Origin of the sequence: Pseudomonas sp. F9001 (genome assembly GCF_013385435.1) — a bacterium.
In the GTDB taxonomy this organism is placed as follows: domain Bacteria; phylum Pseudomonadota; class Gammaproteobacteria; order Pseudomonadales; family Pseudomonadaceae; genus Aquipseudomonas.
This window is the reverse complement of sequence record NZ_JACAPX010000011.1, coordinates 343443-363187: the sequence shown is the minus strand read 5'-3', so window position 1 is coordinate 363187 and position 19745 is coordinate 343443. Positions and strand designations below refer to the sequence as shown.

Here is a 19745-nt window from a genome sequence, read left to right as displayed (position 1 = left end):
CGCAGGAGGCTATCCAACTACCGATATCTACCCGGCATCACGCCGGAATGGCCCCGTTCGGCCCGGAAAAACCCTTTTGCAGGAGCATCTCAATGAGCAAACCCAACAAGCCCAACTCGACGCCGGAAAACGAGCCGTCGCGGATTCGTGAAGGTTTGCCCTTCCCTCTCGGCGCGACCTGGGACGGTCTGGGGGTCAACTTTGCGCTGTTCTCGGCCAACGCCACCAAAGTCGAACTGTGCATCTTCGACGACAGCGGCGAAGTCGAGCTGGAGCGCATCGAACTGCCGGAATACACCGACGAGACCTTCCACGGCTACCTGCCCGACGCCCACCCCGGGCTGATCTACGGCTACCGCGTGTACGGTCCCTATGACCCGGCCAACGGTCATCGCTTCAACCACAACAAATTGCTGATCGACCCCTACGCCAAACAGCTGGTGGGCGAGCTCAAATGGTCCGAGGCCCTGTTTGGCTACACCATCGGCCATCCGGACGCCGACCTCAGTTTCGACGAACGCGACAGCGCGCCCTTCGTGCCCAAGTGCAAAGTCATCGACCCGGCCCACACCTGGGGCAACGACCAGCCAGTGCGCACGCCGTGGGATCGCACGATCATTTATGAAACCCACCTGCGCGGCATCACCATGCGCCATCCTTCGGTGCCTGAGGAAGTGCGCGGCACCTGCGCCGGGCTGATGGTCGACGATGTGCTCAAGCACATTCGCCAGTTGGGTGTCTCATCGGTCGAGTTGCTGCCGGTGCACGCCTTCGTCAACGACCAGCACCTGCTGCAAAAAGGCATGACCAACTACTGGGGCTACAACAGCATCGCCTTCTTCGCCCCGGACCCGCGCTACCTGGCCAGCGGCAAGATCGCCGAGTTCAAGGAAATGGTCGCGCACCTGCACGAAGCCAAGCTGGAAGTGATCCTGGACGTGGTCTACAACCACACCGCCGAAGGCAACGAGCAAGGCCCGACGCTGTCCATGCGCGGCATCGACAACGCCTCGTACTACCGCCTGATGCCCGATGACAAGCGCTTCTATATCAACGATTCCGGCACCGGCAACACCCTCGACCTGAGCCACCCGTGCGTGCTGCAAATGGTCACCGACTCGTTGCGCTACTGGGCGACCGAGATGCATGTCGACGGCTTCCGCTTCGACCTGGCAACCATCCTTGGCCGCTACCGCGACGGTTTCGACGAGCGCCACAGCTTCCTCGTGGCCTGCCGCCAGGACCCGGTGCTGCGCCAGGTGAAAATGATTGCCGAGCCTTGGGACTGTGGACCCGGCGGCTATCAGGTCGGCGGTTTCCCGCCGGGCTGGGTGGAATGGAACGACCGTTTCCGCGACACCGTGCGCTCGTTCTGGAAAGGTGACGACGGCCAACTGGCCGACTTCGCCGGACGCATGACCGCCTCGGGCGAGATGTTCAACCAGCGCGGCCGCCGGCCGTACAGCTCGGTGAACTTCATCACCGCCCACGACGGTTTCACCCTGCACGACCTGGTGTCCTACAACGACAAACACAACGAAGCCAACGACGAGAACAACCAGGACGGCAGCAACAACAACCTGTCGTGGAACCACGGTGTCGAAGGCCCTACCGACGACCCGGAAATCAACGCGCTGCGCCTGCGCCAGATGCGCAATTTCTTCGCCACCCTGCTGCTGGCCCAGGGCACGCCAATGCTGGTAGCCGGTGACGAGTTCGCCCGGACCCAGCACGGCAACAACAACGCCTACTGCCAGGACAGCGAGATCGGCTGGATCAATTGGGAACTGGATGAAGACGGCAAGGCCCTGCTCAAGTTCGTCAAGCGCCTGATCAAGTTGCGCCTGGCGTACCCGATCCTGCGTCGCGGGCGCTTCCTGGTGGGCGACTACAACGAAGATATCGGGGTCAAGGACGTCACCTGGCTCGCGCCGAGCGGCGATGAAATGACCATCGAGCAATGGCAGGACAGCCATGGCCGTTGCCTGGGCATGCTGATGGATGGCCGCGCCCAGGAAACCGGGATTCGCCGCCCGGGGGCCGATGCCACGTTGTTGCTGGTGGTCAATGCCCACCACGACATGGTCAATTTCCGCCTGCCACCGGTGCCGGATGGCGGCTTCTGGACCTGCATGCTCGACACCAACCAGCCGGCAGTGCGTGGCCAGGAACGCTTCGATTTCGATCACGAATACGCGGTCACCGGGCGTTCGCTGCTGCTGTTTGAACTGCAGCATGAGGACGAGGTGTGACATGGCCTTGCATGAGTTTCTTCGCGGCTACCGGGATTACCCGGACACCCAGGCCCTCGGCGCTGCGCTGAGGGCTTTGGTGGAGGAAGGCCTGGACCAGTTGCCCTTGCCGGGCAGCGGGCAAACGTTGGAACGCTTCAGCCGGCTGGCGCAAGTCGCCGGCCATGACCTGCGGTTGTGCAAGTTGTTTGAAGGCCACACGGACGCCCTGGCGATCATCGCTGAACTCGACAGCCCCTTGCCGCCGGTTGGCAGCACGTGGGGCATGTGGGCGGCCGAGCCGCCCACCGCCAAGGTGCGGATCCGGCGTGACGGCCAACGTGTGCGGCTGGAGGGCCGCAAGGCCTGGTGCTCGGGCGCGGCGGTGGTCAGCCACGGGTTGCTCACGGCGTGGGATGAAGAGGATCGCCAGCAACTGGTTGCAGTGGAAATGCACCAGCCCGGTGTAACCGTCACCGATGAGGGCTGGGCCGCCGTGGGCATGGCCGCTACGGGCAGCGTTGAAGTGCTTTTCCACGACGCCGTTGGCCTGGCCATCGGCAAGCCTGGGGACTATTTGGCGCGCCCAGGCTTCTGGCAAGGCGGCATCGGCATCGCCGCCTGCTGGTACGGCGCGGCACAACGCTTGGCGGAGGCCTTGCGCGAGCAGTGCGCAAAACGCCCGGAGCCCCACGCCCTGGCGCACCTTGGCAGCGTCGACAGTGCCTTGCACAGCGCGGCCTGTGTGCTGCGCGACAGCGCCACCCATATCGACCGGCAGCCCAAGGCAGATGCCCGGCTGTTGGCACAACAGGCACGAGCCTGTATCGAAGAAACCGTCGACCAGGTGATTCACCATGTCGGCCGAGCACTGGGCGCCGGGCCGTATTGCAAGGACCCGCATTTTGCCCAGTTGATGGCCGACTTGCCGGTGTACCTGCGGCAAAGTCATGCCGAGCGCGACCTGGCCGCCCTTGGTCAACAAGTCGCCGATGAGCGCCCAGGGAGATGGGAACTATGAAGATCAATCCAATCGTCGGCCAGGGCACGCCCTTGCATGTGTGGCAAGGCTCGTCGCGACTGGCCGAGCTGCCTTGCGTAGACATTGCCGAACTGGTGCCTGAAGGCAGCCGCGCCGTGATCATCGCGCCACACCCGGATGACGAAGTCCTGGGCTGCGGCGGCCTGCTGCAAGGCCTTGCCGCGCTGGATCGCCCTATCCTGCTGATCTCCGTCACCGACGGCAGCGCCAGTCACCCCGGCTCCCGCCGCTGGCCGGTGGAACGCCTGAGCGTGGTGCGGCCGCAAGAGTCGGCGCAGGCCCTGCACCGGCTGGGATTGCCGTTGCACAGTCTGAAATGGTTGCGGGCCGGGTTCAGCGACAGCCAGGTCGCCGCAGGTGAAGAAGACCTGAGCCGCTTCATCGAGCGTTACCTCAAGCCCGGCGACGTGGTCTTCACCACCTGGCGCGAAGACGGCCATTGCGACCACGAGGCCGTGGGCCGTGCCAGTGCCAAGGCGACCCGGGCGGTGGGCGCCACCTTGCTCGAGCTGCCCGTGTGGACTTGGCATTGGGCAACCCCGGAAGACAGCCAGGTGCCCTGGGATCGCGCTCGTAAAATTCTCCTGACACCTGAAGCCGTGGCCCGTAAACGGCACGCCATCCATGCCTTCGCCAGCCAGTTGGAAGGCGACCCGCAGATCGGCCTGCCACCGGTGCTCGCGCCCTATGTGCTGGAGCGCCTGCTGCAACCTTTTGAAGTGGTGTTCGTATGAGTGTCGCCACGCCCTATTTCGACGAGCTGTTTGCCGGCAACGACGACCCTTGGGCCTTTCGGCAACGCTGGTATGAACAGCGCAAGCGAGCCCTGACCCTGGCGCTGCTGACCCGGCCGCGCTATGCCTCGATCTTTGAACCCGGCTGCGCCAATGGCGAACTGAGCTTCGAGCTGGCCCCGCGCTGTGACCGCCTGCTCTGCTGTGACACGGCGCAAGCGGCGGTCAGCCTCGCACAGGCGCGGCTGCGGGGTTTCAGCCATGCCACCGTGCAGCAGAGCCGCCTGCCGCAGCAATGGCCCAGCGATACCTTCGAGCTGATCGTGCTCAGCGAGCTTTGCTACTACCTGGACCCGAAGGATTTCGATGGGCTGATCGATCGCGCGCTCGCCTCCCTGACGCCTGATGGACAAATCCTCGCCTGCCACTGGCGCCCGATCATCGAAGGCTGCCCGCAGACCGCCGAACAGGTGCATGCGCGCCTCGGCCAGCGCCTGGGCATGCCACATCTGGCGCAGCATCACGAAAGCGATTTTCTACTGGATTTGTGGAGCCGCGACGGCACCACGGTTGCGACCCTGGAGGGACTGCGATGATCGGCATCCTGATACCCGTGCATAACGAAGAAAAACTGCTGCCCGAATGCCTGAAAGCTGCGATGGTCGCCGCCAGTCATCCGGGCCTGCTGGGTGAAGAGGTGCAGATTCTGACAGTGCTCGACAGCTGCAGCGACCGCAGCGCCATGATCGCCCGCGAATACCAGGTGCACAGCCTGGAAGTGCAGGCGCGAAACGTGGGCCACGTGCGCGGCGTGGGTGCGCGGCACCTGCTTAACAACGGCGCGCGCTGGATTTCCTGCACCGACGCCGACAGCCGCGTCGCTCCCGATTGGCTGGTGGCGCAACTGGCCCTGGGCGTGGATGCGGTGTGCGGCACGGTGACGGTGGACGCCTGGAGCGAGGGCTTCGACCCGGCGGCGCAGATCCGCTATCACCAGGCCTACACCGCCCGGGACGGGCATCGGCATATCCACGGCGCCAACCTGGGCGTCAGTGCCGGCGCCTACGTGCGGGCCGGCGGTTTCGAGCCCCTGCCCTGCCATGAAGACGTGGAGCTGGTGCGCCAACTGGAGCGCTGCGGGGCCTCCATTGCCTGGAGCCACTCGCCCCAGGTGATTACCAGTGCCCGCCTGGATTGTCGCGCCCAGGGCGGCTTCGGTGATTACCTGAAGAGCCTGATGCAGGCCTCGTGAAAAAATTGCGACACCCGGCGGTGTTAAAGCGGCGATTCATAACTATCATCACTATTCCTTGCACGGCAATCCAGGGTTGGAACGCCGTCGCGCCGCGAGCGTGCAGTACCTGACGCTCGCGTACCACAAGAGCCGTCCCGTCAACGGGGTACGGCCTGCACCACCGATAAACAAGGACGTGACACCCATGAAGCCTGCACTGTTAAGTGACAACCGCCGGGGCCCCGCGCAAATCTGGAACAGCGCCCCGCAACTCGCGCAAATCCCTGCCATCAACCCCGCAACCCTGGTGCCCAAGGGCGCCCGCGTGGTGATCATCGCCCCGCATCCCGGCGATGAAGTGATCGCCTGCGGCGGTCTGCTGCAATTGCTCAGCACCCTTGAATACTCCCTGCAACTGATCTCCATCACCGACGGCAGCGCCAGCCATCCGGGGTCTACCGTGTGGCCGGCCAAACGCTTGAGCGTGGTGCGGCCCCAGGAAAGTGTCGAAGCCTTGCGCCGCCTGGGCGTGCCCCTGCACAGCCTGAAATGGATCCGCGGCGGTTTCGCCGACAACGCCCTGGCCGCGCGGGAACAGCAAATGAGCCAGTTCATTGCGCGCTACCTGCAACCCGGCGACGTGGTGTTCACCACCTGGCGCAACGACGGCAATGACGACCACGACGCCGTCGGCCGTGCCGCTGCCAAAGCCTGCGCAGTCAAGGGCGTGCGCTTGCACGAACTGCCGATCTGGGCGTGGCACTGGCCGCTTCGGGAAACCGCCGCCATCCCCTGGCAGCGCGCGCGCAAGGTGCGGCTCGACACCTGGAGCGTCGCCCGCAAGCTGCACGCCGCCCACGCCTATGCCAGCCAACTGGCAGGCGACCCGGAAATCGGCCTGGCGCCGATCCTGGCGCAGGTGCTGCTGGAGCGCATGCGCGAGCCCTATGAGATTGTATTTTTGTAGGCGCACCCACTCGTCTATACCTGTAACTTCTGACAGTAGCGAACGCTCTCTCTGTGTGGCTAGCTTGGAACACCGGCTTGCAGGGAGGGCGAATCATGAGCACGCGGTTTTCATCAGTGACGTATCTGAGCGTCTGCAGCGTGACGACGCTGTTGCTCAATTGGCCTCTCCCCGCGCAGGCAGCCTGTACGTTGATCATAACCGCAGGCAACGACACCACCCTGTGCAGCGATGGCAGTGCTGGCGCGCTGACGGATTTACAAGGAAGCAACATCCTTGAGTTCCCCGTCGGCGGCACCGGCATCATCGTCGGCAACGTGACTTATGGAGCGGGAGATGATCGGGTCACGATGGATTCCGGCGCGATCAACGGTGCGATCAATCAAGGTGACGGAAGAAATATTTTCCAGCTGTTCAATGGCAATATCTCCGGCACGGTGACGCAAGGCGCGGGCGGTGATATTGCGCAAATCAGCGGCGGCAGCTCCGGTGCAATCTCCCAGGGTGACGGGGTAGACCAGTACTTCCAGAGCGGTGGCACCGTCGCCTCACTGGCTCAGGGCGACGGCCGTGACGAGTTCACCATGAGCAGTGGCAGGATTGTCGGCGCCTTTGAAGATGGAGATGTAGCGCTGATGACCGGTGGCAGCATCGGACGGGTCGACATGAAGCTCGACAACAACCTGTTTGACCTGCGGGGTGGAGCGATCATCGGCAACCTCGTTACTGGCTTCGGAAACGACACCATCCTGGTGTCCGGAGGAACGGTTGGTGGCAACATCAGCGTCAGCGGCGGCGACGACATCATCAACGTCAGCGGAGGGGAAATAAGTGGGCAGATCCTCGCCAGCTTTGGCAACGATGAGTTCACTTGGGAAGGCGGCGGTCTGATCCATAAGGAAATCCTCATGGGTGATGGCGCTGACAGGGGTTTCCTGCTCAACCTGACCGAAACCACCCTGGCCTCCACACCACTTCTGGACGGTGGTTTGGGTAACGACACCCTGACCTTCGACAACACCCGATCCGCCACGCCAACCCGCTATGTCAACTGGGAAACCGTCAACCTGGACAACAATTCGCGCCTGACCCTGGGCGGCGACTTCAAGCTCGGTGACAGCGCTACGGCCACCGGTACCCTGAATATTTTTGGCAGCGCCGCCCTGCAGGTAACACAGGGCAGCATCAGCCCCTTCACGGCCGGGCAACCAGCCAACCTGAACAACGGCGGCCTGATCGACATGACCACCGGCAGCTCCAGCGCCACCGACAGCCTGACGGTCAACGGCAACTACACCGGCAATGGTGGCGAACTCGCGCTGCAATCGGTACTCGGCGCCGACGGCTCGGCCAGTGACAAGCTGGTAGTCAGCCAGGGCACGCTGCAAGGCGGCACTACCATCACCGTCACCAACCTTGCCGGCCCCGGCGCCATGACCCTGCAGAACGGCATCCAGGTGGTTGAAGCGCTTAACGGTGCCACGAGCAGCGACCTGGCGTTTACCCTGCGCGGTGGATCCGTTTCCGCAGGCGCCTATGAGTACTACCTGTTCAAAGGAGGCGTAACGCCGGGCACCGGGCAAAACTGGTTCCTGCGGTCCTCGGTGGTGGCGCCGCCGCTGCCCAACCCTGAGGATCCTGACGACCCAGTGGGCATTCTCCCCCCCGTCCCCGCCGATGGCACGCCGGACCTCCCGGGGATTTTCCCGGGAGAAGAACCCATACCCATCTATCGCCCGGAAGTCCCGGTGTATGCCGTGTTGTTTCCCGCCGTGCAGCAGATGGTCCAGGGCATGCTGGGCACCTACCACGAACGCATGGGCGACCAAAGCCTGCAACGTCAACCTGGCGCTTTAGCGGCCGGTTGGGGCCGGGTGTATGGCAGCAGCACGCGGCAATCATTCGCCGGCACCGTCAGCCCGTCGCTGGACAGCTCCCTGTCCGGTTTCCAGGTTGGCACTGACCTGTATGCCTGGACCAACGACGCTGGCCTGACCCAACGCCTCGGCTTCTTTGTCGGCCACAGCCGCCTGACCGGCAATGTGGCGGGTTTCAATCGCGGTTTTCAGGGCAAGGACGCCGGCAACACCACCCTGCGCGGTGACAGCCTGGGCGCGTATTGGACGCTCATCGGCGCCAACCGCGCCTATATCGATGTCGTGCTGATGGGCACGCGGTTCGATGGCCACAGTGAATCCGACCGGGGCGTCAAACTCCCAACCAAGGGCCACAACGTGCTGGGGTCTGTGGAGGTGGGAATGCCGTTTGCGGTGTCTGAACAGTGGGAGGTTGAGCCGCAGGCCCAGGTGATTGTCGATCGAAGCTATGTGGACAGCCAGAATGACGGAATCTCGGATGTCTCATTCCGCGCCGACACTAACGTCGTCACCCGTCTCGGTGTCCGCCTCAAGGGCAGCTACAGCGTGAGCGGCATGCCCCTGCAGCCTTACGTGCGTACCAACGTGTGGCACGCCAGCGCCGGGAATAACACCGTCACGTTCAATGACAGCACGGACATCAACACCGAACAGAAGTCCACCACGCTGGACGTCAGCACCGGGGCAACGCTGCAGGTATCGAGCACGGTCAGTGTGTATGGCGAGGTGGGGTACAACAGCAATCTGGACAGTAATCAGCTGAATGGGCGCAAAGGCACGATTGGCATAAGGGTCGACTTCTAAGCCACAACACATCCCCACCGTGGGAGCGGGCTTGCTCGCGAATGCAGTGTGTCAGCCAAAAAATCTGGCACTGGTACTGCGCATTCGCGAGCAAGCCCGCTCCCACATGGGGTCTTCATCGGCTGGAAGTCAGGCGTCCGGTCGCAGGATCAGCACGCCCAATGGCGGCAGGTTCAACGACAGCGACAACGGCTGCCCATGCTTGGGCTCCTCCTCCGTAAACGCCCCGCCACCGTTGCCGAAGTTGGAACCGGCATAGGTGTCGGCATCGCTGTTGATCACCTCGCTCCAGCGCCCGGCAAACGGCACGCCGACCTTGTAGGCCTCGCGCGGTACCGGTGTGAAGTTGGCCACCACCAGCACCGGCCTGCCGTCCTTGCTCCAGCGCAACCAGGCGTAGACGCTGTTGATCGCGTCATCCCCAATCAACCACTGGAAGCCCTGTGGTGCGTCGTCCTGGTCATGCAGCGCCGGCTCTTCGCGGTACAGACGGTTGAGGTCGCCCACCAGTTTCTGCACGCCCCGGTGTTCGGGGTATTGCAGCAGGTACCAGTCCAGTTGCTGATCGTGGTTCCACTCGCGCCATTGGCCGAACTCGCAGCCCATGAACAGCAGCTTCTTGCCCGGGTGCATCCACATGAAGCTCAGGTACGCCCGCAGGTTGGCAAATTTCTGCCAGCGGTCGCCGGGCATCTTGTCGATCAACGAGTGTTTGCCGTGCACCACTTCATCGTGGGAAATCGGCAGGATAAAACGCTCGGACCAGGCATACACCAGGCCGAAACTCAGCTCGTTGTGGTGATGGGCACGGTACACCGGGTCCTGCTGGATGTAGTGCAGCGAATCGTGCATCCAGCCCATGTTCCACTTGTAGTTGAAGCCCAGGCCGCCCTGTTGGGTCGGCTGGCTTACGCCCGGCCATGCGGTGGACTCCTCGGCGATCACCAGCGCGCCGGGAGCCTCAAGGGCAACGACATCGTTGAGGTGGCGCAGGAAGTCGATGGCCTCAAGGTTTTCCCGCCCGCCGTGGCGGTTGGGTACCCATTCACCGGCCTTGCGCGAATAGTCGCGGTACAGCATCGAGGCCACCGCATCCACCCGCAGGCCATCGATATGGAAATGCTTGAGCCAGTGCAACGCCGACGCCAGCATGAAGCCGTGGACTTCGGTGCGGCCGAGGTTGTAGATCAGGGTGTCCCAATCCTGGTGGAAGCCTTCCAGCGGGTTGGCGTATTCGTACAGCGCGGTGCCGTCGAATTGCGCCAGGCCGTGGGTGTCGGTGGGGAAATGCGCCGGCACCCAATCCAGGATCACGCCGATGTCGGCCTGATGGCAGGCGTTGACGAAAAACGCGAAATCCTCCGGCGAGCCGAAACGTGCCGTCGGGGCAAATTGCGACAGCGCCTGATAACCCCATGAGCCGCCGAACGGGTGCTCCATGATCGGCATCAGTTCGATATGGGTGAAGCCCAACTGCTGTACATAAGGGATCAGCCGCTCGGTCAGCTCGCGCCAACTGTACTGGCGGGACACCTCGCCGACTTCATCCAGCTCGCACTGCCAGGAACCGGCATGCAACTCGTAGATCGACAAGGGTGCGCTGGGTTTCTGCCGCTCGCTGCGCGATTGCATCCAGTCGTGGTCCTGCCAGTCGACCTGCAGCGGCGAAGCGACCTTGGACGCAGTATCCGGCGGCAGTTGCGTGGCCAGGGCCATGGGGTCGGCCTTGAGCGGCAGAATCCCGTGGGCACCGAGGATTTCATACTTGTAGGCCGCGCCGGGTTGCAGGCGCGGGATGAAAATCTCCCACACCCCGGACGGATGGCGCAGGCGCATCGGATGACGGCGCCCGTCCCAGATATTGAAGTCGCCCACCACCGAGACCCGGCGGGCATTCGGTGCCCATACCGCAAAACGCACGCCCTGGACGCCGTCGACGCTGGTCACTTGTGCCCCGAGGCAACTGCTCAGGTCGCGGTGATTGCCTTCGGCAAACAGGTACAGGTCCATCTCCCCCAGCAGCAGTTGCTGGAAGCTGTAAGGGTCTTCGGTGATCTGTTCGCCACCGGCCCACTGGATCTTCAGCAAGTACGCCTGACGGCTGCCGAAATGCCCGACAAACAAGCCCGGCACCTGGGTCGCATCGAGGCTGCCGATGTGCTCGCCGCTGTCGCGGGCCAGGACCTGGACACTCAGTGCTTCCGGCAGGAAGGCGCGAATGAACTGGCCGCCCTGCTCATCGTCATGGGGACCCAGGATAGAGAATGGATCATGGTGCTCGGCCCGCACCAGGGCTTCGATATCAGCAGGTTTGGGCATCACACTCAACTTTTCCTGCAGCGGTTCTTTGCTTGTAAAACTCATGACGTCTCCCCACCGCGTGCAGTTTTCGATATTGGTTTCAACCCGCTGAGCAGCCCGTGCAAACCTTGCAACGGCACCGGCAACCAGCTCGGGCGATTCTCTGCTTCGTAGGCCACTTCGTACGCGGCCTTCTCCAGGCTGAACAACGCCAGCGCTGCGTCCTGGCCTTTGGCATCCTGCCAGTCATGGGCCAGTGTAGTCGTGGCAGCGTGATAGGCCTGGATAAATGCCTGCCTGGCCTCATGCAAGTAGCGATCCGCCACACGTTGCCGGGACGCATTGGCCTCGGGCGACTGGTCGACGCCCTGCACATTCACCGCCATGGCCGCCGCGTAATCAAACGAGCGCAGCACCCCGCTCACATCCTTGTACGGGCTGTGTTTGCCGCGACGCTCAGGCAACGGCCGCGCCGGTTCGCCCTCGAAGTCGATGAGGTAGGCATCGCCCTTGACCACCAGTACCTGGCCCAGGTGCAGGTCGCCGTGCACGCGAATGCGCAACCCGCCCACCGTGGCTTTCGCCAGGTCCTGAACGTGACTGGCGATGGCCTTTTTCTGCTCCAGTAAAGCACTGACCAACGCCTGATCGGCAGGGTTCAACTTGGTTTGATGCTGTTTGAGCAACTGCAAGGCGTGGTCGATTTGTGCGCCTACGTGCCTGGCCCAGCCCTGGCTGTCCTTGAGGGTTGTGACCTCAGGCTTGAACGCCTTGTTAGTGGTGGGCGCCGCCAGCACCAGGTGCATCTCGCCCAGGCGCTGGCCGAGCAAGCCGGCGAAATCCGCCAGCTCGCCAAGGGCGTTGTAGTGCTGTTCCTGCTCGGACATGGCTTCGGCCAGTTCGTCGCGAATCGCTCGCTCCAGGTTATTCTGGGTCCAGCCCCACGCGTCGCCCTGGTTGCTCAGGTAACCCTGGGCGATCATCAGCAGGTTGTCCTGGCCATCGGCGTCGTGGCGGATCACCGAGCCCAGCAGCGGCGAGATATGCTCGTAGCCGGCCTCGGTCAGGTAGGCGCCCATTTCCAGCTCGGGGTGAACCCCGGCGCTGACTTTTCGGATCAGCTTGAGCACCAGGCTGCCGCCCACCACCACGGAACTGTTGGACTGCTCCGCCGCGAGGTAGCGCACTTCCGACTCGTCGTTCAATTCCAGCTTGGCCAGTTGCGCCGTGGGCTCGAAGCGAATCTCGCCATCGGTGGAGTCGAGGACGGTTTTGGCCTGCAGGCCTTGGATCACGCCGCGGATATAAGTGTCGAGGCTGAAGGCATCGGTCACCAAACCTACCTGACGCACTCGCCGTACACGGGCAAGCGCAAGTTGTTGCGGCAAGGCGCTGGTGAACTGGTCTTCGCCAAGGAAGCCGAACGGCAGCTGATAGCGGCTGACCTGGCCGGCGCTGGTGACTTCGATCTCACTGAGCAGCACCGGATGCTGCGGGTCGCCGAAGCGCACGCCATAAGCGATGTGCACGCTGTCGATTGCCGTATCCTTGCTGGCAAACCAGCGGCGCTTGGGCAGCCACGCCGGCAACGCATTCTGCTCCAGGGTGGTGCGGCACGGTGCTTCGAGCAATTCTTCCATGCGTTTCTTCAGCACCAGGGTGGTGAAGTCCGGGATGCTTTGTGCCGGTTCCACGTGCCAGCTTGGCATCTGGTTTTCCGCCGCCAGCACGAACCAGTAGAAGCCATACGGCGCCAGGGTCAGCAGGAAATTCAGCTGGCCAATCGGTGGGAAGGCATTGCCACCGAGCATCTCCACCGGAACCATGCCGGCAAACGCCGAGAGGTCCAGTTCTGCGGCCTGGGCACTGCGGGACACGTTGGCCACGCACAGGATGATTTCATTCTTGCCATCGGCGCCTACATATTCGCGGGTATACGCCAGGATGCGGCGGTTGCTGGGCGAGAGCATTTTCAGGCTGCCGCGACCGAACGCCTTGGACTGTTTACGCACCGCGAGCATGCGCCGCGTCCAGTTCAGCAAGGAGTGCGGGTCCTGGGTCTGGGTTTCGACGTTGACCGACTGGTAGCCGTATTGCGGGTCCATGATCGGCGGCAATACCAGGCTGGCCGGGTCGGCGCGGGAGAAGCCGCCGTTGCGGTCGATGGACCATTGCATCGGCGTACGCACGCCGTCGCGGTCACCGAGGTAGATGTTGTCGCCCATGCCGATCTCATCGCCGTAGTACAGGGTCGGCGTGCCCGGCATCGACAGCAGCAGGCTGTTGAGCAGCTCGATGCGCCGGCGGTCGCGTTCCATCAGCGGCGCCAGGCGGCGGCGAATCCCCAGGTTGATACGTGCACGGCGGTCGGCAGCGTAATAGTTCCAGAGGTAGTCGCGCTCTTTGTCGGTGACCATTTCCAGGGTCAGTTCATCGTGGTTGCGCAGGAAGATTGCCCATTGGCAATTGGCCGGGATCTCCGGGGTCTGGCGCAGGATGTCGGTGATCGGGAAACGGTCTTCCTGGGCCAGCGCCATGTACATGCGCGGCATCAGCGGGAAGTGGAACGCCATGTGGCACTCATCGCCGTCGTCGCCCTTTTTGTCCCCGAAGTACAACTGGGTGTCTTCCGGCCATTGGTTGGCTTCGGCCAGGAGCATGCGGTCGGGGTAGTTGGCGTCGATCTCGGCGCGGATCTGCTTGAGCACGTCGTGGGTTTCGGGGAGGTTTTCGTTGTTGGTGCCGTCGCGCTCGATCAGGTACGGAATCGCGTCCAGGCGCAGGCCGTCGATGCCCATGTCGAGCCAGTAGCGCATCACCGACAGGACGGCTTTCATGACCTGCGGGTTGTCGAAGTTGAGGTCCGGCTGGTGGGAGTAAAAGCGGTGCCAGAAGTATTGGCCGGCGACCGGGTCCCAGGTCCAGTTGGACTTTTCGGTGTCGAGGAAAATGATCCGGGTGCCGTCGTATTTCTGATCGTCATCGGACCATACGTAGAAATCCCGCGCCGCCGAGCCGGGCTTGGCCTTGCGGGCGCGCTGGAACCATGGGTGCTGGTCGGAGGTGTGGTTGATCACCAGCTCGGTGATCACCCGCAGCCCGCGTTTATGGGCTTCGGCGATAAAGCGCTTGGCATCGGCCATGGTCCCGTAGTCGCTGTGCACGCCGCGGTATTCGGCGATGTCGTAGCCATCGTCACGGCGTGGCGAGGGGTAGAACGGTAGTAGCCAGATGGTGTTCACACCAAGGTCGGCGATGTAGTCGAGCTTGGCGATCAGCCCGGGAAAATCACCGATGCCGTCGTTGTTGGAGTCGAAATACGATTTGACGTGAACCTGATAAATCACCGCGTCCTTGTACCAGAGCGGATCTTTGATAAAGGTGGCAGCCTTGGGTTTCTTCGCCATTGGAAACTCCTGGGAATTCGAAAAATTCTGCCTGAAGGAACTCGGTCAATGTGGGAGCTGGCTTGCCTGCGATAGCGGTGGATCAGCCAGTATTATCTGCACTGACACACCGCTATCGCAGGCAAGCCAGCTCCCACATTTGATCTCCTTTGGATTGGAGATCAGCTTCAGGAAACGGTAATGCGCCAGATGCCGAATGGCTGATGCCACGGTTCGATGCGCATCCACTGGGTCTTGCCGTACCAGGTCCAGCGGTGGCCGGTCATCAGGTCTTCGCCCTGGGTCTGGGCATCGTCCGGCAAGCCCAGCTCCCACAGCGGCAACTCGAAATTGGCCTCCTGGGCGTTGAACGGGTCGAGACTCACGGCCACCAGGATAAAGTTGCTGCCATCCTCGCTGCGTTTGCCGAAGTACAGGATGTTGTCGTTCCACGCGTTGTAGATTTTGAGCCCCAGGTGCGTCTGCAAGGCCGGGTTCTGCCGGCGGATGCGGTTGAGCTGGGCGATCTCGGCAATGATGTTGCCCGGCGCGGTGAAGTCTCGTGGGCGGATCTCGTACTTCTCCGAGTCCAGGTACTCTTCCTTGCCCGGCACCGGGGCCGCTTCGCACAGTTCAAAACCCGAGTACATGCCCCACAGGCCTGAGCCCATGGTGGCCAACGCGGCGCGGATCAAGAAGCCGGCGCGGCCGGATTCATGCAGGAAGCCGGGGTTGATGTCCGGGGTGTTGACGAAGAAGTTCGGCCGGAAGCACTCGCGCCACGGCGACTCGTTCAGTTCGCTCAGGTACTCGCTCAACTCGGCCTTGGTGTTGCGCCAGGTGAAGTAGGTGTAGCTCTGGGAGTAACCAACCTTGCCCAGGCGCGCCATCATCGCCGGGGTGGTGAAGGCTTCGGCGAGGAAGATCACTTCGGGGTATTTAGAACGCACATCGCTGATCAGCCATTGCCAGAACGGTAGCGGCTTGGTGTGGGGGTTGTCGACGCGAAAGGTCTTCACGCCCTCTTCCACCCAACCGACCACGATGTCGCGCAACTCGACCCACAGGCTGGGAATCGCGTCGGCCGCATAGAAGTCGACGTTGACGATGTCCTGGTATTTCTTCGGCGGGTTCTCGGCGTATTTGATCGTGCCGTCGGGCCGCCAGTTGAACCAGCCCGGATGCTGTTTGAGCCACGGGTGGTCCTGGGAGCACTGGATGGCAAAATCCAGGGCGATTTCCAGGCCATGGTCGGCGGCGGCCTTGACCAGGTTGCGGAAATCCTCACGGGTGCCCAACTGCGAATGGATCGCCTCGTGGCCGCCCTCTTCGCTGCCGATGGCATACGGGCTGCCCGGGTCGTCCGGCCCGGCGGTCAGGGAATTGTTCTTGCCCTTGCGGTGGCTGCGACCGATCGGATGGATCGGCGGGAAGTACAGCACGTCAAAGCCCATGTCGTGGATCATCGACAGCCGTGAGTGCACATCGTTGAATGTGCCATGGCGCGCGGGATCGTCGGTGATCGAGCGGGGAAACAACTCGTACCAGCTGGCAAATTGCGCAGCCTCGCGCTCTACTTCAATCGGATACACCGGGCTGATGCTCAAATAGGCACGGTGATCGGCCTGGGTCATCAGGTGTGCACTGTCTTCGTGCAGGAACAACGCGACCTGCTCGGTTTCCAGCAAACCGGAGAGTTCGTGGTGCAGCAACATCAAGCGGTCACGCAGCTCATTGTCACTGCGCTCGGCGGCTTGCAACACCTGGCTGCGGCCTTCCTGCAACTCCAGGCTGACCGGCACCCCGGCCTCGTGTTTCTTGCTCAGTTCGTAGCGAAAGCTGGCAAACGTGTCGATCCAGGCTTCGATGCAATACTCATGCGGGCCCTGGGCGGTCACGGTGAATGCGCCCTCCCAGCCGTTGTTGCCGACATCGGTCATCACCACGCTGTGCCAGCTTTCTTCACTGCGCGGGCGCCAGCGGATCATCACCGCAAGCTTGTCGTGGCCATCAGCGAACACCTTGCTGGCAACCTGCACGCGCTGGCCAACCACAGCCTTGACGGCGAACTCGCCGCCATCGATCACCGGGGTCGTGCTTTCAATCGCGATCCTTGGCAGCAACAGTGCCTGGGACAGCGGTAATGTGGAGGTTGAATCGTCTTGAGTCAGTGTTTCAGCAGTCATCGAGCATCTCCCCTTAACGCCCAGTGGACGCTCTTGTGCTTGATTCAAATTCTGAAACGACGCCACTCTCCCTGAGCAGGGCCGTCTAGGTTCCGAGCATGCCGACGAGTGAAAAGTTCAGGCGGATATCCCGCCATCGGGCGGGGAATCAAATCCACCACGCGATTGTCCACCGATAGAGCAAAGCACAAAGGAGGCCACACCGATGAATATCCCTATTCCGGCTGAAACGCCTGATCCCAATATAGATAAGCCCACATTACCGCCGACCGAACCCGACCCGGTTCCCGAGCAGGAACCGCCAGGCACACAGCCACCACCGGTGGAGGAACCACCGACGACGATGCCGCCGGTCATCGTCTAGTCCTTCTCCAGCAACCGCACAACCCTTGGCATCACACTGAACACCGCCAAGGCCAACAACGTGCTGAGTACCGCCGTGGATTCCCGCCCCATTCCCGCCGCCACCCCAATGGCGGCGGTCATCCACAAGCCGGCGGCGGTGGTCAGCCCTTTGACGTGCTGACCCTCCTCGTCTTCCTTGCCCTTTAGGATGGTGCCGGCGCCAAGAAAGCCGATACCCGCGATCACGCCCTGCAGCACACGGCTCATGGCGTCTGCCTGGGAGCCGGACATGCTCGGCACCAACACGAACAGCGCGGCGCCCAGGGCCACGAGCATGTGGGTGCGTACCCCGGCGGCCTTGCCTTTCTGTTCGCGCTCGTAACCCAGGATCCCGCCCAATATCGCCGCAATCAGCAGCCGAACGGTGATTTGCGTGAGTTGCCGGGCATCGCCGATATCGGCAAATTCCGCTTGCAGGGTTTCCCAGACTTCATGCCACCAGGCGTCCATGGACGTTTCCTTGTTGGGGGTCGATAGAACATGGACAGCATCGACCGTCAGTCAGTTGCGCAGAACCATTGCCTGCGCATCCCACCCTAATCAGTAATAGCCCACAAAAAAAAAAGGAGATCGATATGCCCGTACGTATCGAAGGTCAGCAATGTTTCTTCACCGTCGATGTGGACGGCCACGAGAAACAACTGGAAGCCACCCATGTCACGGTCGAAACCGACAGCGAGAAATCCATGTCGTTCGTGAAGCTGAACGGTGACCGCACCTATATCACCGAAGCCGAAGCCGACGCATTGACCGTAGCGGGTGCCAAAGACGGCCGTAAGCACTTGAAAGCTACCGACGGTGATTCGGTGATTTGATTGACCTGGATCAGCCCCGCCTCAAAAGCGCTGCACCCCGCGCACCACCGGGTGCAGCACATTGTCGCAGGCATGCACGGGCGGCCCATCTGATCCGCTTTTTATCGCCATACCTGAGTCTGTTATGCAAACAGAGCGCCGGTCATAGTTCATCTGCCTGATGGAGGCTGATGAGCGAAAGACCATGAGCGATAGAATCCCCGTCCGAACCGTAGAAGTGTTTGAGCCTGCACATCCAAAGAAGATGAAGGCCAAATCCAGCGACAACCTGATTCACACCCGCAGTTTTACCGGCCTGTTCCGTACCTTGCGCGTGGCAGGCGCAGGCTTTCTGTTCCTGGCATTTTTCGGCACCGTGTGGCTGAACTGGGGCGGACGGCAGGCGGTGTTATGGGACCTGGCTGAAAGCAAATTCCACATCTTCGGTGCCACGTTCTGGCCCCAGGATTTCATCCTGCTGTCGGCGCTGTTGATCATCTGCGCGTTCGGCCTGTTCGCCATCACCGTATTCGCGGGGCGTGTGTGGTGTGGCTATACCTGCCCGCAAAGCTCGTTTACCTGGTTGTTCATGTGGTGCGAAAAGGTCACTGAAGGCGAGCGAAACCAACGCATCAAGCTGCAAGCTGCGCCCTGGAGTCTGGACAAGCTGGCGCGGCGCTCGGCCAAGCACACGCTGTGGCTGGGGATCAGCGTGCTGACCGGGCTGACATTTGTCGGCTACTTCACGCCGATCCGGCCGCTGGCCGAGGAGCTGCTGACCTGGCAAATGGGCGGCGTAAGCCTGTTCTGGGTGCTGTTCTTTACCGGCGCCACCTACATCAACGCCGGCTGGCTGCGGGAAGCAGTGTGCATGCACATGTGCCCGTATGCACGGTTCCAGAGTGTGATGTTCGACAAGGACACCCTGACCATTTCCTACGACGTAGCCCGCGGCGAGAACCGTGGCCCGCGCAAACGAGACGTGCAACCGGCGGACGTCGGCCTGGGTGATTGCATCGACTGCCAGCTGTGCGTGCAGGTATGCCCCACCGGCATCGACATCCGTGACGGCCTGCAAATGGAATGCATCGGCTGCGCCGCGTGTATCGATGCCTGTGATTCGATCATGGATAAAATGGGCTATGCCCGCGGCCTGGTCAGCTACACCTCGGAGCATCAGTTGCAAGGTGGCAAGACCCATCTGCTCAGGCCACGCCTGATCGGCTACAGTGCCGTGCTGCTGGTGATGATCGGCGCGCTGGTGGTGGCGCTGGTGGAACGCCCGATGGTGTCGCTGGACGTGACCAAGGACCGGGGGATGTTCCGCGAGAACAGTGACGGCTTGATCGAGAACATCTACAGCCTCAAGGTCATCAACAAGACCCAGCAGCGCCAGGATTACCGCCTGGAGCTGATGGACGGCGACGGCTTCCAGCTGCAGGGCAAGACCGAGATCAGCCTGGCACCAGGTGAGATTACCGATGTGCCGGTGTCGGTGGCGATGACCGCAGAGAAGCCGGCCAGCAGTTCGCAGACGATCCGCTTCAAGGTCTCGGATGTGGATGAGCCGTGGATTTACAGCGCGGCGGACAGCCGGTTTGTGGCGCCATTGAATCGCTGAGCCCAAGCTTTCAGCAACACTGGAGATCAAATGTGGGAGCGGGCTTGCTCGCGAAAGCGGTGTGCCAGTCAATGGATACATCAACTGAAAGATTGCTTTCGCGAGCAAGCCCGCTCCCACCGTTTGATCTGTATTCAATCAGCAAAATCTGTTCAAAGCACTG

13 protein-coding genes are annotated in these 19745 nt (G+C 62.2%); 9 read left to right on the top strand and 4 right to left on the bottom strand.

Annotated features, from left to right (window positions below):
- Positions 1-92: 92 nt before the first annotated feature.
- The 7 genes from glgX to HX818_RS10395 all read left to right on the top strand — a co-directional run bounded on the left by glgX (position 93) and on the right by HX818_RS10395 (position 8889).
- The gene (glgX, locus tag HX818_RS10425) at positions 93-2252 is read left to right on the top strand and encodes a glycogen debranching protein GlgX (protein WP_003207536.1); all 2160 of its coding nucleotides are present in this window, start codon (positions 93-95) and stop codon (positions 2250-2252) included.
- Position 2253: 1 nt separating this feature from the next.
- Positions 2254-3252: an acyl-CoA dehydrogenase family protein gene (locus HX818_RS10420; RefSeq protein WP_177019999.1), complete on the top strand. Its 999-nt coding sequence runs from the start codon at positions 2254-2256 to the stop codon at positions 3250-3252.
- Positions 3249-4007 (top strand): PIG-L deacetylase family protein, encoded by a 759-nt coding sequence (locus HX818_RS10415; protein WP_134326428.1) that lies wholly within the window; start codon positions 3249-3251, stop codon positions 4005-4007. The genes HX818_RS10420 and HX818_RS10415 overlap by 4 nt, the downstream gene beginning before the upstream one ends.
- Positions 4004-4603: an SAM-dependent methyltransferase gene (locus HX818_RS10410; RefSeq protein ID WP_008435150.1), complete on the top strand. Its 600-nt coding sequence runs from the start codon at positions 4004-4006 to the stop codon at positions 4601-4603. Before HX818_RS10415 ends, HX818_RS10410 begins: the two co-directional genes overlap by 4 nt.
- Positions 4600-5259: a glycosyltransferase family 2 protein gene (locus HX818_RS10405; protein ID WP_003207526.1), complete on the top strand. Its 660-nt coding sequence runs from the start codon at positions 4600-4602 to the stop codon at positions 5257-5259. Before HX818_RS10410 ends, HX818_RS10405 begins: the two co-directional genes overlap by 4 nt.
- Positions 5260-5446: 187 nt before the next feature.
- Positions 5447-6208, top strand: coding sequence for a PIG-L deacetylase family protein (locus HX818_RS10400; RefSeq protein WP_087692380.1), 762 nt, complete (start codon positions 5447-5449; stop codon positions 6206-6208).
- 95 nt (positions 6209-6303) lie between these two features.
- Positions 6304-8889: an autotransporter outer membrane beta-barrel domain-containing protein gene (locus tag HX818_RS10395; RefSeq protein ID WP_177019998.1), complete on the top strand. Its 2586-nt coding sequence runs from the start codon at positions 6304-6306 to the stop codon at positions 8887-8889.
- 129 nt (positions 8890-9018) lie between these two features.
- Here HX818_RS10395 and glgB read toward each other — a convergent pair whose 3' ends face one another.
- The 4 genes from glgB to HX818_RS10375 all read right to left on the bottom strand — a co-directional run bounded on the left by glgB (position 9019) and on the right by HX818_RS10375 (position 17617).
- A complete protein-coding gene (glgB, locus tag HX818_RS10390) occupies positions 9019-11253 on the bottom strand; it encodes a 1,4-alpha-glucan branching protein GlgB (protein ID WP_102605563.1) in 2235 nt (744 codons plus the stop codon).
- Positions 11250-14597: a maltose alpha-D-glucosyltransferase gene (treS, locus tag HX818_RS10385; protein ID WP_177019997.1), complete on the bottom strand. Its 3348-nt coding sequence runs from the start codon at positions 14595-14597 to the stop codon at positions 11250-11252. Before treS ends, glgB begins: the two co-directional genes overlap by 4 nt.
- Before the next feature lie 167 nt (positions 14598-14764).
- Positions 14765-16762, bottom strand: a complete 1998-nt coding sequence (locus tag HX818_RS10380) for an alpha-1,4-glucan--maltose-1-phosphate maltosyltransferase (RefSeq protein WP_177019996.1) — start codon at positions 16760-16762, stop codon at positions 14765-14767.
- A gap of 360 nt (positions 16763-17122) precedes the next feature.
- Positions 17123-17617, bottom strand: a complete 495-nt coding sequence (locus HX818_RS10375) for an MgtC/SapB family protein (RefSeq protein ID WP_177019995.1) — start codon at positions 17615-17617, stop codon at positions 17123-17125.
- A 125-nt stretch (positions 17618-17742) separates the two neighbouring features.
- On the opposite strand from HX818_RS10375, the gene HX818_RS10370 reads away from it, so the two are divergent.
- A complete protein-coding gene (locus tag HX818_RS10370) occupies positions 17743-17982 on the top strand; it encodes a DUF3203 family protein (protein WP_003207514.1) in 240 nt (79 codons plus the stop codon).
- 184 nt (positions 17983-18166) lie between these two features.
- Entirely contained in the window at positions 18167-19582 is a 1416-nt protein-coding gene (gene ccoG, locus HX818_RS10365; protein WP_023658783.1) for a cytochrome c oxidase accessory protein CcoG, read from the top strand.
- Positions 19583-19745 lie beyond the last annotated feature (163 nt).